The sequence below is a fragment of the Clostridium sp. NSJ-49 genome (assembly GCF_014287725.1).
GTDB classification, from domain to species: domain Bacteria; phylum Bacillota; class Clostridia; order Clostridiales; family Clostridiaceae; genus Clostridium; species Clostridium disporicum_B.
Genome location: NZ_JACOOP010000023.1, coordinates 1 through 15,353, shown reverse-complemented (window position 1 = coordinate 15,353; position 15,353 = coordinate 1). Strand labels below are relative to the sequence as shown.

Annotated in this window: 15 protein-coding genes; 6 read left to right on the top strand and 9 right to left on the bottom strand. The window is 28.8% G+C overall.

What is annotated here, in order from left to right:
- Nucleotides 1-313: 313 nt before the first annotated feature.
- The 4 genes from H8S10_RS09640 to H8S10_RS09625 all read right to left on the bottom strand — a co-directional run bounded on the left by H8S10_RS09640 (nucleotide 314) and on the right by H8S10_RS09625 (nucleotide 4,876).
- Complete coding sequence (locus H8S10_RS09640; RefSeq protein ID WP_055266605.1) at nucleotides 314-973, bottom strand: redox-sensing transcriptional repressor Rex; 660 nt, start codon at nucleotides 971-973, stop codon at nucleotides 314-316.
- Between the two features lie 184 nt (nucleotides 974-1,157).
- A complete protein-coding gene (locus H8S10_RS09635; RefSeq protein ID WP_055266607.1) occupies nucleotides 1,158-1,724 on the bottom strand; it encodes a manganese efflux pump MntP family protein in 567 nt (188 codons plus the stop codon).
- Between the two features lie 287 nt (nucleotides 1,725-2,011).
- A complete protein-coding gene (locus H8S10_RS09630; protein WP_186838715.1) occupies nucleotides 2,012-4,504 on the bottom strand; it encodes a heavy metal translocating P-type ATPase in 2,493 nt (830 codons plus the stop codon).
- A gap of 15 nt (nucleotides 4,505-4,519) precedes the next feature.
- On the bottom strand, nucleotides 4,520-4,876 hold the full coding sequence (locus H8S10_RS09625; protein ID WP_186838714.1) for a metalloregulator ArsR/SmtB family transcription factor: 357 nt from the start codon (nucleotides 4,874-4,876) through the stop codon (nucleotides 4,520-4,522).
- A gap of 219 nt (nucleotides 4,877-5,095) precedes the next feature.
- On the opposite strand from H8S10_RS09625, the gene H8S10_RS09620 reads away from it, so the two are divergent.
- From H8S10_RS09620 to manZ, 4 genes are read left to right on the top strand one after another with little or no spacing between them, the layout of a single operon-like run.
- Nucleotides 5,096-5,521: a mannose/fructose/sorbose PTS transporter subunit IIA gene (locus tag H8S10_RS09620; RefSeq protein ID WP_186838713.1), complete on the top strand. Its 426-nt coding sequence runs from the start codon at nucleotides 5,096-5,098 to the stop codon at nucleotides 5,519-5,521.
- Nucleotides 5,518-6,003 (top strand): mannose/fructose/sorbose PTS transporter subunit IIB, encoded by a 486-nt coding sequence (locus tag H8S10_RS09615; protein ID WP_055266616.1) that lies wholly within the window; start codon nucleotides 5,518-5,520, stop codon nucleotides 6,001-6,003. Before H8S10_RS09620 ends, H8S10_RS09615 begins: the two co-directional genes overlap by 4 nt.
- Nucleotides 6,004-6,044: 41 nt before the next feature.
- Nucleotides 6,045-6,833 (top strand): PTS mannose/fructose/sorbose transporter subunit IIC, encoded by a 789-nt coding sequence (locus H8S10_RS09610; protein WP_055266618.1) that lies wholly within the window; start codon nucleotides 6,045-6,047, stop codon nucleotides 6,831-6,833.
- Between the two features lie 16 nt (nucleotides 6,834-6,849).
- Nucleotides 6,850-7,671 carry a PTS mannose transporter subunit IID gene (gene manZ, locus H8S10_RS09605; RefSeq protein WP_186838712.1) on the top strand — a complete coding sequence of 274 codons (822 nt, stop codon included), beginning with the start codon at nucleotides 6,850-6,852 and terminating at the stop codon, nucleotides 7,669-7,671.
- 213 nt (nucleotides 7,672-7,884) lie between these two features.
- Here manZ and H8S10_RS09600 read toward each other — a convergent pair whose 3' ends face one another.
- The 4 genes from H8S10_RS09600 to H8S10_RS09590 all read right to left on the bottom strand — a co-directional run bounded on the left by H8S10_RS09600 (nucleotide 7,885) and on the right by H8S10_RS09590 (nucleotide 13,065).
- Nucleotides 7,885-8,076: a hypothetical protein gene (locus tag H8S10_RS09600; protein ID WP_186838711.1), complete on the bottom strand. Its 192-nt coding sequence runs from the start codon at nucleotides 8,074-8,076 to the stop codon at nucleotides 7,885-7,887.
- Between the two features lie 200 nt (nucleotides 8,077-8,276).
- Nucleotides 8,277-8,405 (bottom strand): hypothetical protein, encoded by a 129-nt coding sequence (locus tag H8S10_RS18265; protein WP_269144361.1) that lies wholly within the window; start codon nucleotides 8,403-8,405, stop codon nucleotides 8,277-8,279.
- Nucleotides 8,406-8,545: 140 nt separating this feature from the next.
- A complete protein-coding gene (gene lnt / locus H8S10_RS09595; protein WP_186838710.1) occupies nucleotides 8,546-10,123 on the bottom strand; it encodes an apolipoprotein N-acyltransferase in 1,578 nt (525 codons plus the stop codon).
- Nucleotides 10,124-10,398: 275 nt separating this feature from the next.
- A complete protein-coding gene (locus H8S10_RS09590) occupies nucleotides 10,399-13,065 on the bottom strand; it encodes a cation-translocating P-type ATPase (protein ID WP_186838709.1) in 2,667 nt (888 codons plus the stop codon).
- 500 nt (nucleotides 13,066-13,565) lie between these two features.
- Here H8S10_RS09590 and H8S10_RS09585 point away from each other — a divergent pair, with 500 nt between their 5' ends.
- Nucleotides 13,566-13,868, top strand: coding sequence for a hypothetical protein (locus H8S10_RS09585; protein ID WP_055266626.1), 303 nt, complete (start codon nucleotides 13,566-13,568; stop codon nucleotides 13,866-13,868).
- Between the two features lie 78 nt (nucleotides 13,869-13,946).
- Here the strand turns inward: H8S10_RS09585 and H8S10_RS09580 are convergent, their stop codons facing one another.
- Nucleotides 13,947-15,128: a chloride channel protein gene (locus tag H8S10_RS09580; protein WP_243175859.1), complete on the bottom strand. Its 1,182-nt coding sequence runs from the start codon at nucleotides 15,126-15,128 to the stop codon at nucleotides 13,947-13,949.
- A 123-nt stretch (nucleotides 15,129-15,251) separates the two neighbouring features.
- Between H8S10_RS09580 and H8S10_RS09575 the strand changes: the two genes are divergently transcribed.
- Nucleotides 15,252-15,353 (top strand): IS1 family transposase (locus tag H8S10_RS09575; RefSeq protein WP_347707662.1); only part of this gene is annotated, 102 nt, incomplete at its 3' end.

Here is a 15,353-nt window from a genome sequence, read left to right as displayed (position 1 = left end):
AATCATCACCAATTGTTAATTTTATAACAATTATCGCTAAAAAAATATACTTTCTTGTCGTCTTCAGTATAGTAATTGGAATAATTTAATTTCTGTGATTATTATATTACTTTACAAAGAGCTTTTCAATAACTTTTTACATTTAAGTTATTTTTTACCATATTTAATTTTATCTGCTCTTTTCACAATCAAAATTAAATATAATCCTCCTAAAAAATAAAAAAATATACTTTCAAAATAGTAAATTATTACTACTTTGAAAGTATATATGTATATATTATGTTCTCATTAAATAAATATTCTTTTTCTAAGACTATTCATCCTGTTGATCTTGTTCATGTTCTGCTGCTTCGCTATGCATTAGATATATTAAAGTTAATAAACTCTCTGATAGGTGTACATTTTCAACTATTACGTCACTTGGCACTTTTAAATCTACAGGGGCAAAATTCCATATTCCCTTTATTCCACATTTAACTAGAATATCACATACCTTTTGGGCATTTATTCTTGGTACACAAATAATTCCAACGTCTGTTGGGTTTGCTTGTGCATATCTTTCTAACTCATCAATATCTTGTATCTCAATATCTCTAATCTTCATTCCTAATAATTTTGGATTTGCATCAAAAATTGCATTAATATTTAATCCTGCTTTAGAAAATCTATAGTTAGCAATTGCTTGACCTATATTACCAGCTCCAACTATTAAAGCTTTATATTCTCTGTCTAACCCTAATATTAATCCTATTTGGTTATAAAGATCTTTTACATTATATCCATAGCCTTGTTGTCCGAAATCTCCAAAATTATTTAAATCTTGTCTTATTTGTGAAGCTGTAAAACCTATTTTTTCCCCAAGCTCTTTTGAAGAAATTCTATCTACATCATTTGCCATTAACTCTTGTAGATATCTATGGTATTTAGGTAATCTTTTAATTACAGCCATAGAAACGTGTTTTTTTCTTTCCATAATCTAAATTCTCCTTAAAGTATCTTATATTTAATTAAGTCCACTTTCTCTACTTTTATACATTGATAATATAATAACATACTTTTAGCAAGTATTCTATATATCAAAATAATATAGATGAGCTATTTTCGTAAATATTTTTTTATTAAATGTATATCAAACAAGTAATAGTGTATATTATTTTTTAAAATATTCCAAGGTGTTCTAATAAAATTTTTACCCCTATTAATATCAGAATAACTCCACCAACCATTTCAGCTTTACCTGAAAATAAATCTCCAAATATCTTTCCTATTATAACACCTATAGCTGAAGTTACAAGGGTTATTATTCCAATAATCAATACAGCAGTTATAATATTTACATTTAGAAATGCAAAACTAACTCCTACAGCTAATGCATCTATACTTGTTGCAATAGCTAATATAAACATTCTTTTCATTCCAGTATCTACTTCATCATCCCCATCTTCATCAGGATGAATTGCTTCATAAATCATTTTTCCTCCGATAATAGATAAAAGAATAAATGCTATCCAATGATCAAACTTTTCGATATAGCTACTAAATCCATTTCCTAATATCCATCCAATTAAAGGCATAACTCCTTGTGCTATACCAAAAAACAATCCTGCCTTTAATGCTATTCTCCATTTCTCCTTTACTGGAATTTTTAGACCTAATGCTACTGAAACAGCAAAAGCATCCATCGCTAACCCTACTGCTAAAAAAACTAAACTTAATAAATCCATAATCTCCTCCACATTTTAAACTCTTATATTTTTATATTTAAATTAATATTAATACCTATCAATTATTTTACTTAAAGTTTCATCTTATTTTTCCTAAAAAAATAGAGACTTATGTATAACGTAGCAGATTCGTTATACATAAGTCTCACAATTTAAAACAAAGCCAGATGTATTCACATCAATATGTTGACTTTGTTACAAGATGCGATGATCTTGCATGCTACTCCCTTATGCCCAAATATTCTCGACTTTTAAATTATAATTAAAGTAAATTTCTTTGTCAACTTTTATCTAAGACATCTTATAGAGTTAATTACAGCTAATATTGTGACACCAACATCAGCAAATACAGCTTCCCACATAGTACCAATTCCAAATGCAACTAATATCATTACTATAGTTTTTACAGCTAATGCAAATATTATATTTTGCCAAAGTATTTTATTTGTTTTTCTTGCTGCTTTTATAGCATCAACTATAGATTTAGGATCATCTTTCATTAATACGACATCTGCAGCCTCAATAGCCGCATCTGAACCAATTCCTCCCATAGCTATTCCAATATCTGCTCTTGCAAGTACTGGGGCGTCATTTATTCCATCACCAACAAAAACAAGCTTTCCTTTTGAAGATTTAATATTCATTAACTTTTCAACTTGTTCTACTTTATCAGCTGGTAATAATTCTGAATAAACTTGATCTAAACCTATTATCTTACCTACTTTATCAGCTACAACTTTATTATCCCCAGTAAGCATTACAGTATTTTTTATTCCAATGCTCTTTAATGTTTCTATTGCTTCTTTAGATGTTTCTTTTATCTCATCTGATATAACTATATTTCCCTTATACTCACCATTGATAGCCACATGGACTATTGTACCAATAGTATCTACTTCATTAAATTTGATATTAAATTTATTCATTAATTTGTAGTTACCTAAAAGTACTTCATTTCCTTCGATATTAACTTTTATTCCATGACCTGAAATTTCTTCATAATTAATTAAGCTTTCTTTATTTATTTCTTTTCCATAAGCCTTAACTATTGACAAAGCTATAGGGTGATTAGAATTACTTTCACCATACGCCGCTAACTTTAACAACTCATCTTTATCTATATTATTTGTATTTATTTCTGTTACTTTAAATACTCCTTTAGTTAAAGTACCTGTTTTATCAAAAACTACTGTTTCCACATCTTTTAATGCTTCAAGATAGTTACCACCTTTAACTAATACACCTTTTTTAGATGCACCGCCTATTCCTGCAAATATTCCTAGAGGAACTGATACTACTAATGCACAAGGACATGAAACTACTAATAAAGATAATGCTCTATATATCCATACAGAAAATGTTTGATCTTTCATAATTAATGGTGGAACTACAGCAACTAATAAAGCTATTAAACAAACTACAGGTGTGTAAATCTTAGAGAACTTCGTTATGAACTTTTCTGTTAAAGCTTTTTTATTTGAAGCATTTTCAACAAGTTCTAAAATTCTTGCAACAGTTGATTCTCCATACTCTTTTGTAACTCTTACTTTTAATACTCCAGTGTTATTTATAGCACCAGCTAATATTTCTGTATCAACAGTTATTTCTCTAGGAACTGATTCTCCTGTTAGTGCAGACGTATCTATAAAACTTGTTCCATCTACAACTATTCCATCTAAAGGAACTCTTTCACCTGGTTTTATTATTATTATTTCATCGATTTCAACATCTTCCGGATCTACTCTTATCTCATTTCCATTTTCTAATACAGTTGCATAATCTGCTCTTATATTCATTAAAGAAGATATAGATTTTCTTGATCTTTCAACTGCATACTTTTGGAATGCTTCTCCTATTTCAAAGAATAACATAACTGCTACAGCTTCTGGATATTCCCCTATAGCAAAAGCTCCTAAAGTAGCTATAGCCATTAAGAAGTTTTCATCAAATACTTCTCCTCTTAATATATTCTTTGCTGCTGTTATCAGAACATTCTTACCAATAATCAAATAGGTTACCGCAAAAAATATAAAGGCTATTAACGGATAACTTTCTAACATAACAGCAAGAACAAATCCTACAGTACCTATAACTAGAGATATATTTTCTTTTATATAAGACATTGTAGTTTTCTTTTCTTTTTCACATACTACTTCATTTGAAGAACTTGCATCACTTAAAATAGTTCTATTACTTTTTCCTCTCTTACTTGTTTCTTGTAATTCAACTTCAACATCAGGTTCTAAACTTTTTACTATTTTATTAATTTCTTTAAATACTTCCTCTATTTGATATCCTTTATTTAACTCCACTAATAGAGTTGTAGTTGCAAAGTTTATATTAGCGTATTTTATACTATCAAGTTTTTTAACTTTCGCTTCAATTTTATTTGCACAATTTGCACAAGTTAATCCTTTTAATAATATCCTATTACTTTTATTTACTGTTTTATCATTTGTATAATTATCGCTATGATTATTTATGGTGCAGCAACCATCTTCACACCTACTTATTGTTCTAGCAGGACGCTTTATAATACCTTTTACTTCTTCAACAATAACATCTTTTTCAATAGACTTAACTATATCTTTTATTTGATTTATTATTTCTTCTTTATTATAATTAACAAAAACTTCAGCAATTAAAGTACTCGTAGCGAAGTTTACAGTAGCTTCTTTTATTCCATTTATATTACTTACTTTGCTTTCTATTTTATTAGCACAATTTGCGCAACTTAAACCTTTTAATAACAGCTTAACCTTTTTAACACCATCATCCATATAAATACTCCTCCTTTATTCTGAAATATGTCTAAATCCTTCATCAAAAATGTGCTTAATATGTTCATCATCTAATGAATAATAAACAACTTTACCTTCTCTTCTAAATTTGACTATTCTTGCAGCTTTTAATCCTCTTAATTGGTGTGATATAGCCGATTGGCTTATATTTAGAAGCGCCGATAAATCACATACGCACATTTCAGCTTCAAATAGTGCACAAAGTATTCTTATTCTTGTTGTATCTCCAAACACTTTGAAAAATTCAGCTAGTTCATAAAGCGTCTCCTCTTTTGGCAATTTCTCTCTTACTTCTTCTACTACATCTTTGTGTATCACATTACATAAACAGCTTTCATTTTTCTCTTCCATCTTAATCCTCCATTCATATGAATAGTTGTTCATATGTTCATACTTATATATTATGCTTACCCTAGTATTTTTGTCAACATTATCTCTATATTAAATTTTCAAAATATGAAATTTTTTCATTCTATTCACAATAAATTAACATATAAATATAAAGTAAATATTTTAGACATTATTTTTATTATTCACAATTTTTAATATAAAAATCGAGGAGATGATTTAATGGTATCGCTGATAATTGGAACACATGGTAGTTTTTCTAGAGAGCTTATTAATTCCGCTGAGCTTATTTATGGAAAGTTAGAAAATGTTAGCTATATAACCTTTCTTCCTGGAGAAGGTCAAAAAGATTTGATTGATAAATACAACACTATAATAAATAAGCTTGATAAAAATTCTGAAGCTCTTTTTTTAGTAGATTTATTTGGTGGTAGTCCATTTAATGCAGCTAGTATGCTATCAATAGATAACGTTAACATGGATGTTGTTACTGGAGTAAATCTTCCTATGTTATTAGAGGTTTATTCAAATATTGATAATTCTTCATTAGAAGAATTGGTATCAATTGCTGTTAATTCAGCTCAAAAAAGTATCTGCTCATTAAAGAAATCTATAGATTTAAATAGAGAGGATGATGATTTATTATGAAAATTGGATTAGCTAGGATTGATGACAGGTTAATTCACGGACAAGTTGTAACAGTATGGACAAAAGAATGTAAATGCCAAAGAATAATTGTTTGCAATGATGAAGTTGCTAACGATAATCTTAGAAAAACTTTATTAACTCAAGTTGCTCCTCCTGGAGTAAAATCTCATGTTGTAAGTATAGATAAAGCTGTGAGGGTTTACAATAATCCTACTTATGCAAATGATACCGTATTATTATTATTTACTAATCCTACCGATGTAGTAAGACTTATAGATGCCGGAGTAGATATTAAATCTGTAAACATTGGTGGTATGTGCTTTAAAGAAGGTAAAAAACAATTAACTACTGCAGTCTCTGTAAACGAAGAAGATGTTAAAGCTTTTAGATATCTTGATAGCAAAGGTATTGAATTAGAAATAAGAAAGGTTGCATCAGATTCAAAAACTAATATTATGCCTCTGATAAATAAAAATTTTTAATTAGCCTATAAATTTTTTATATAAAAAAGGGAGGTTTATTTATGTCAACTATTCAAATTATCCTTATCTTCATAGTTGCATGTATATCTGGTATGGGTAGCGTTCTTGATGAATTTCAAACTCATAGACCACTTATAGCGTGTACACTTGTCGGACTTATTTTAGGTGATCTTAAAACCGGTATCATCATTGGTGGTACCCTAGAAATGATGGCACTTGGATGGATGAACATCGGTGCTGCAATGGCTCCTGATGCTGCTCTAGCATCAATTATCTCTACAATTATAGTTATATCAGGAAAACAAGAAATGGGTGCTGGTATTGCTCTAGCAGTTCCACTAGCTGCTGCAGGTCAAGTTTTAACTATATTCGCTAGAACTATAACAGTATTCTTCCAACATCAAGCTGATAAATATGCTGAAAAAGGTGATTTAAAAGGAATTGATATGTGTCATCTATTAGCATTAATAATTCAAGCTCTACGTGTATCTATTCCTGCATTAATAGTTGCTATATTTATAGGAACTGAAGCTGTTCAAAACATGCTTAATGCTATTCCTCAATGGTTAAGTGGAGGACTTGGAGTTGCTGGTGGTTTTATAGTTGTTGTAGGATATGCAATGGTTATAAATATGATGGAGGCAAAATATCTAATGCCTTTCCTATTCTTAGGATTCGTAGTTGCTGCATTTACTGACTTTAATCTTATAGCTCTTGGTGTTTTAGGAACAGTAGCTGCAATAGTTTATATTCAATTAAATCCTAAATATAACGAATCTAAAACTGTTACAGTAGTAAGCAATACTGATAATGATGATTTATTAGACTAAGAAAGGAGTGTAAATAATGAGTGAAATAAAATTAACAAAACAAGATCGTATTCATGTATTTCTTCGTTCTAATCTTCATCAAGGTTCTTGGAACTTTGAAAGAATGCAAGCTTTAGGATATTGCTATGCTATGATACCTGCAATAAAAAGATTATATCAAGGTGAAGATAGAAAAAAAGCTTTAAAAAGACACTTAGAATTCTTTAATACTCAACCATTTGTAACTGCTCCTATATTAGGGGTTAACCTTGCTATGGAAGAACAAAAAGCAAACGGTGCAAATATAGATGATGGTTCAATTAATGGTTTAAAAGTTGGTTTAATGGGGCCTTTAGCAGGTGTTGGTGACCCAATATTCTGGGGTACTTTAAGGCCTGTAACTGCTGCATTAGGAGCTTCCTTAGCACTTACTGGAAGCTTACTTGGCCCTATTCTTTTCTTCCTTCTATTTAATGTAGTTCGTCTTGGATTTAGATGGATAGGTATCGAATATGGTTACACTAAAGGTACTGATATAATCAAAGATATGGCTGGAAATAAACTTCAAAAATTAACTGAAGGAGCTTCAATCCTTGGTTTATTCGTAATTGGAGCTTTAATTTGTAAATGGACAACTGTTAATATTCCATTTGTATTAGCAGAATACACTGCTCAAGATGGTACAAACGTAGTTACTACAGTTCAAAGCGTACTTGATAGCTTACTTCCAGGATTAATTCCTTTATTGATGACTTTTGGTTGTATGAAACTTCTTAAGAAAAAAGTTAATCCTTTATGGATAATCTTCGGATTATTTGCTATTGGAATTATAGGATACTATTTTGGCTTCTTAGCTTAATTGAAATAAAGTGCGAAGCACTTTAGAGAAAAGTTTGACTTCGTCAAAGGAGAAAAGTTAGCTAACGCTGAAGGGAAAAGCTCACTTACGTAACAGGGAAAATATTGCTTTTCGCAATAATGAAAAGTCTGAGTATTGCACTTTTTTCTGCTACGCAAGTAGCATTTTCACCTTAACTTAAGTTAACTTTTCCCGGCTTCTTTAGCAGCCTTTTCACCTCGACGAAGTCGACTTTTCACTTGCGCACCTAGTGCGCACTTTATTTCTTTTCTTCATTAAAAATGTAGCTCCTAAGCTCATAAATGCAACTAAAACTAAAACATCTCCTACTTTACTATAAACTGTATCTTTATCAATAAATTGAATTTTAGTATTTATGTACCCACTTTCTAATGGTAGCAACATTCCAATAGCTTCTTTAGTTAATTATTCATATATTTTGAAGTGGTCATGTGTATCATTAATACTCCACTTTTCTTCTGTAGATAGATTTCCTTGAATAATAGATATATCTACTAAGTCATTATTATTAATGCTATTAATTTTTATTAACCCAAATACTAAATTAACTATAAATATGCTTACTGAAATTATTATATATTTATTTATAAAAATGGTATTAATCCTATCCTCATAAATAAGCTTAGATTATCATATGTAAAAGATAATCCAGCTATTATAGCAGATATTATTACTAATAATAACTCTTTATTTTTATTCAAAACTCTAATCATAACCTTCAATAATAATCCTTTATCCTTTGTACTAAATTAAATATATATCATTATTTAATTCATACCCATTGTAAACCATTTATATATTTTTGATTTAATAATAAATCAATATTATTAGAAAGTTAATACTTTAGTTATATCTAATCCTCATAGTTTCTATATAAATTCTTTATTAAAAATACACATACTATAAATAAAATAACTATGTAAATTATATATTCACCTATCATTGTATATAACGTCTTATCATTTATAATCTCTACAGATGAATTTATATATCCTTTCTTTAAGGTGCTTAACCTTTCTGCTATTCTTCCTTTATTATCTATAAAACAAGAAATTCCCGTATTAGCAGCGCTTACAACATATCTATTATTTTCAATAGCCCTTAGAACTGCATTATTGTTATGTTCATAAACTGCTTTAGAATCTTTAAACCAAGAGTCATTACTTGCTATAAATATTACTTCAGCTCCATCTTTTACACACTCTCTTACTAACCTTGGGAATACAGATTCATAGCATACTAAACACCCTATCTTAATATTACTATCATCAATAATTGCTAATTCCTCTCCTGCTTTAAGATCCCCATCTACAAGATTTAACTCTTTAATTATAGGAATATTATCTAGTAGAAATTCTTCAAAAGGTAGAACTTCCCCAAATGGTACTAGATGTCTCTTAAAGTAAATGTCTTCAATATCTCCATCACTATTTATGGCTACTATAGAATTATATTTATAACAATCATTTTTATAGTCTGTATAAAAAGTACCAGTCATAAATGTAACATTAAGACTTTTAGCTAACGCCTTATACTCCTGTAATATCCAGCTATTCTTTGAAATATCTATAGGTATAGCAGTCTCTGGCCATAATACTACTTCAGTCTTATCCCCATATGTACTACTATTTTCAACAGCCTCTACAGTTAACTCTTTATAAATATTAAAACTTTTAAATATGTCTCCTTTTTGCCATTTTTCAGTAGTATTTATATTTCCTTGCACAACAGTTACATTTACCTCTTTACTATCTACCCTCTCATTTAATTTGGCATATCCAAAAACTATATTAACAATAAAAATTAATATAGCTATAAAAACTAATTTCATAGCTACAGCTTTATTCTTCTTATAATTAACTAATCCCTCTAAAATCATTCCATTAAAAACTATTATTATAAAACTAATAAAGCTACTTCCAAAAAGAGAGATGCTTTGAATTATAGGTAAGTAATCTACCTGAGATATAGCAAGCTTTCCCCATGGAAATCCTAATAACCCTTGTTCCTGTATATACTCAATTACAACCCATAAACTTGCTATAGTAAAAATATTTAATAAGTTGTTTTTTACTTTTAGATATTTAAAAAATCCAAGAACTATACCTATTACTAAGCCTTCCAACAAACTAATTAATATCCATCCACAAAAAAGTATTATAATACTTTTTGTCTTACCTAAATCAAGCCATTCAAAAGGATATAGATTGAATATCCAATGTAATAACACTAAATAGTATGTAGTTCCAAATATAGTTCCAATTTTAAATATTTTTATAAAAGTATTCTCTTGTCTAATTAATATATTAATTAAAGGAATAAAACTTATCCACATAAGTATTCCTAAGTTATCAACAGTAAATGATATTCCGCTTATAATAGCTGATAAAATTATTATTAATATTTTACCTTTATATAAATCTGTTTTCATTGTACTATCCCCTAATAGATTTAATATTTTTAAGTATTAACATAAAACCTTTTATTAAACCAATCATATAAGTTAATTATTGATAATAAAAAAAGGCTGTGCCTAAGCACTAGCCTCCTTATAAAAATATCTGATAGCAGGTTACCTATTTGTTGCATAGCCTAAAATTATGGCTCTCTTCTGTGCTGCTATCTGACTTATATTTGAGAATTCCCTTTACTATAGTTTATTACCATATACAAAAAAGTTTACAATTTATTTTAAAATATTTATGATTATGCTATATTTTCTAAATTTTCTTCTTTTTCTATTATACTAATATTTTCTTTTCTATCAGCAATATTTTCTTTAACAATCTTAACGATTTGTATTATTATAGTTGGTATTATCGCTAATAAATATATTGTTCCATATTGATTTAATCTTAAGTTTTCAACTTGGAATAATCTTTGTAAGAAAGGTACAAATAAAACAGCATTTAAAAGTATTAATCCAATTCCAAAAGCTCCCCAAGTATATTTATTTGCAAATACACCTAATCTAAAGATTGAATTCTTACCTCTACAGTTAAATCCATGGAATAACCTAGCTAAACAAAGTGTTGCAAATGCCATAGTTGATGCTGTTAATGGAGTTCCTCCCTTAGCTCCTCCCATATAGAATGCTATTAAGGTTACTATTCCTATTAACAATCCTTCTAAACCAATACCTAATAAGAAATCTTTAGTTAATATTGATTCGCTTCTTCCTCTTGGCTTTTCATTTAACAATCCTTTATTAGCATTTTCCATACCTATTGCTATAGCAGGCAGACTATCAGTTAAAAGATTCATAAATAATAAATGTACTGGTGCAAATATCACTGGTAACGCCATTATTGATGAATATAAAACAGCTATTATCCCTGCAGTATTACCTGAAAGTAAAAATCTTATTGAGTTTTTAATATTGCTATAAACATTTCTACCATTAGAAACTGATTTAACTATAGTAGCAAAGTTATCATCAGTTAATATCATAGATGCTGCATCTTTTGAAACTTCCGTACCTGTAATACCCATTGCTATACCAATATCAGCCTGCTTTAATGCTGGCGCATCATTAACTCCATCACCAGTCATAGCAACTATTTCACCTTTTTCTTGCCATGCTTTTACTATTCTAATTTTGTGTTCTGGTGAAACTCTAGCATAAACTGATATATGCTCAATATTTTCTTTCAATTCTTCATCGGTCATCTTATCTATTTCTAGACCTTCAATAGCTCTGTCTCCATCTCTTAAAATACCAATTTCTTTTGCAATAGCTGAAGCTGTAATCTTATGGTCACCTGTAATCATAATTGGTTTAATACCTGCTCTTATACAATCCGCAACCGCTTGTTTGCTTTCTTCTCTTGGAGGGTCTATCATCGAAATTAATCCTATGAAAGTAAAGTTGTTTTCATCTTCTAAAGTTAAATCTCTAATCTCTGATAACTCCTTATATCCAAAAGCTAAAACTCTTAATCCATTTTCAGATAATTCTTTATTAGTTATTATTATATTTTGCTTATCTTCATAACTTATTTCTTTAACACCTTCTGAAGTCATAATATATTTAACTCTATCAAGCATTACATCTAATGCACCTTTTGTGAACATTATATTCTTGTTATCTATATTATGAAGAGTACTCATAAGTTTTCTATCTGAATCAAATGGAATTTCTGATAATCTTGAAATATCTCCACGTAAATTTAGTTCATTAATAGAAAGTTTATGACCTAAATTAACTAAAGCAACTTCTGTTGGGTCTCCAATTTCTCTTCCATCTTGTGATGTAGAATCATTACAAAGTATAGCATTCTTTAATAAGTATACTTGTACATTATTATCTAGGTTTAAACTTTCACCATCTATAAGTTCCCCATCAACATATACTTTTTTTACAGTCATTTTATTTTGAGTTAATGTACCTGTTTTATCAGAACATATTATAGATACTGAACCTAACCCTTCTACAGCTTTTAATTTTTTAATAATAGCATTTTCTTTTGCCATCTTTTGAGTACCTAAAGCAAGAACTATAGTTACTATTGAACTTAAAGCCTCTGGTATAGCTGCAACAGCAAGAGCAACAGCAAACATTAATGAATCAATTACTGGCATTTTTCTATATAAAGATAATCCAAATACAACAACACAAATAGCTAATATCATAAATGCTAGTTTCTTACTAAAATCATCTAAACTTACTTGTAATGGAGTCTTCTTTTCTTGAGTTTCTTCCATTAGAGTTGCTATCTTACCAATCTCTGTTTTCATACCTGTTGAAGTAACTAACACTAAAGCCCTACCGTATGTAACTAGAGATCCTGAGAATACCATATTTTTTTGATCACCTAAAGCTACTTCTTTTTTATCTATTGTTTCAGTTGTTTTATCAACACTTAATGATTCTCCAGTTAGTGAACTTTCATTTACTTGAAGTGAGTAATTTTCAATAATTCTACCATCAGCAGCTACTAAATCCCCAGCTTCTAATATTAATATATCCCCAGGGACTACATTTTTAGAATCTATCTCTATTTTAGCTCCATCTCTTATAACCTTTGCTGAAGGTGATGACAAAGCTTTAAGAGAATCTAAAGATTGTTCTGCCTTAAAATGTTGTACAGTTCCAAGTATTGCATTTAAAATAATAACTGCAAATATTACTAATGTACTTTCTACATTATCACTCATCATTGATATTATTCCTGCAATAATTAATATAAATACTAGCAAATCCTTAAACTGACTTAAAAACACTTGGATAACTGTTTGTTTCTTCTTCTCATTAAGTGCATTTAATCCATTTTTACTTAAGCTTTCCGTAACTTGTTGTGATGTTAAACCATCTTTTGTAACATTAAAATCTTTCAATGAATCCTCTACATTAATATTAAAATAACTTTTCATACTTTTTCCCCCTTATCAAATTTACAATAATATGAGTCAATATAAAAAGAGACTCTTAATATAGTTCTCATTAAAATAACATCTAAGTTATTTTTTTAAGAATTATATTAAAAGTCTCGTAACCTGGTAGGCATATAACACCAGACTTAAAAGTCGCGATTGTTGATGTTATATTTTAAACTACTCCCCTTTAATCAATATTCATTTTATATAGTATTATATACCACTTATTTGAAAATGTCAATTATTTATAATTCATTTTACAATTATTTAATAAATTTAAAAAAATTAGTTGCTTGTTAAAATATATACCTTTAATTGTATTTTTATGGTATAATAATTTCATAAACCTACCAGGCAAAAATAGGTTTGAAAACGAAGGTAATCTGCTAATGCCTTCGTTTTTTGTTTTATTTTTATATTTTTTGTAAACGTTTTAAAGGAATTTTTTTATTCTTAACGAATATTTATATTATAGAAAGTATTTAAAGAGGTGACTTATGAACCATATTTTTTATATTAGTAATGATTGCATTGAAGTGTTTTTATCAGATACTTCTTCTACTGAAGATGATGAATTATTAGCTAAAGCGTTAAATTTCATGAGAAACTCTGGTTTAACAGTTACTTTAAAAGGTTTTGATAAATATAATAGAGCTATAGTAGATATAGATGGTGTAATACATACTGCAGCTAAAAACGGAAGTCTATGTCAAAGTCAAAGATTTATTACTGCAAAACATAAAATTTCTGTTGTAGAAAACTCTGAAAGATATAATAATATAGTTAAGCTATTAGCATAATAGTTTAATTCAAGCAACCTCTAAAAATATAAATTTTATAATTTATATTTTTAGGGTTTGCTTACTTATACACCCTTTCTACTCTATCCAAAGCTGAGATGAATATATTCCTTTTTTGCCTGAAATAATTACGCTTATTATACAAACCACCATAGCAAAAACTATATTCACTGATCCAAAGAGTTCAAGATACATAATAAAACAGGCTATTGGCGCATTAGTGGCTCCTGCAAAAACACCAACTAATCCTAATGATGCTGCTACCGCTCTTGGTACTTCAAATATATTTGCTAATGTTGATCCTAAAGTGGCTCCTATTACAAATAAAGGTGTTACCTCTCCTCCTTGATAACCTGCTCCTAAACATAATGTTGTTAAAACCAACTTTATTAGAAATGCAAAATACGGTACTTCTTTATCAAATGCTCCTGTTAATAATCCTAAACTTAAATTGTTATATACTCTATTTCCAATAATTAATGTAACAATAGCCATTAAACTTCCACCTATGAAAGCTTTTAAATAGTTATTCTTAATATATTTTCCTAATATATACTTAAATAATTTAGTCATCTCAATAAATAATCTACTAACTAATCCAAAACATATAGACATAACTATTACTCTAAATATATTTGTAAATAAAAAAGGTTCAACTGGTGGAAAATCAAAATGTGTATGCTTTACGCCTAAAAATCTTACTACTCTATCTCCTACTATAGCTGCAGTTATTGCCGGTAACATAGAATTATAACTTATACTCCCTATAGCTGATACCTCTAATGCAAATATTGTCCCTGCAAGAGGAGTTCCAAATACTGATGAAAATCCAGCAGCCATACCAGTAATTAATAAAATTTTTTTATCTTCTTTGTAATTCAATAATTTACATAAAGAATTTGCTATAGTTCCCCCAATCTGAACTCCAGTCCCCTCTCTTCCTACAGAACCTCCAAATAGATGTGTTAGCACTGTACCTATAAAAACTAGAGGAGCCATAATAAATTTAACTTCCTCATTGCTTCCATTTATATTTTCAATTATTATATTATTTCCCTTATTAGAATTTCCTCCAAACTTCTTATAAAGAAATGTCATCAATGATCCTGAAACCGGTAAAAACCATATCAAATTATAATAAGTTAAATTTAAATTAATTGACTTTTCTAATAGTATTAAAAACACTCCTATTGAAACTCCTGATAGTAACCCAATTACAATTGCCACAAATGTTAATCTTAAAATTTTTACAAGTCTCATATACATTACCCCATAAATTTAATCGATCTGTTAAGTTATATGAACATTGCTCTTCTCAGCCCAAGGAAATACAATAGGTTTGCGATACTAAATAATACCCCCTTCGAAAAGGAGAGAAGAACAATGAGCAAAACTAATATAAAATGCCCACGCTGTAATTCTGATAAACTATACAAGTTTGGTATGAATAAGCAGGCTAAACAAAAGTATCAATGTAAGCAGTGT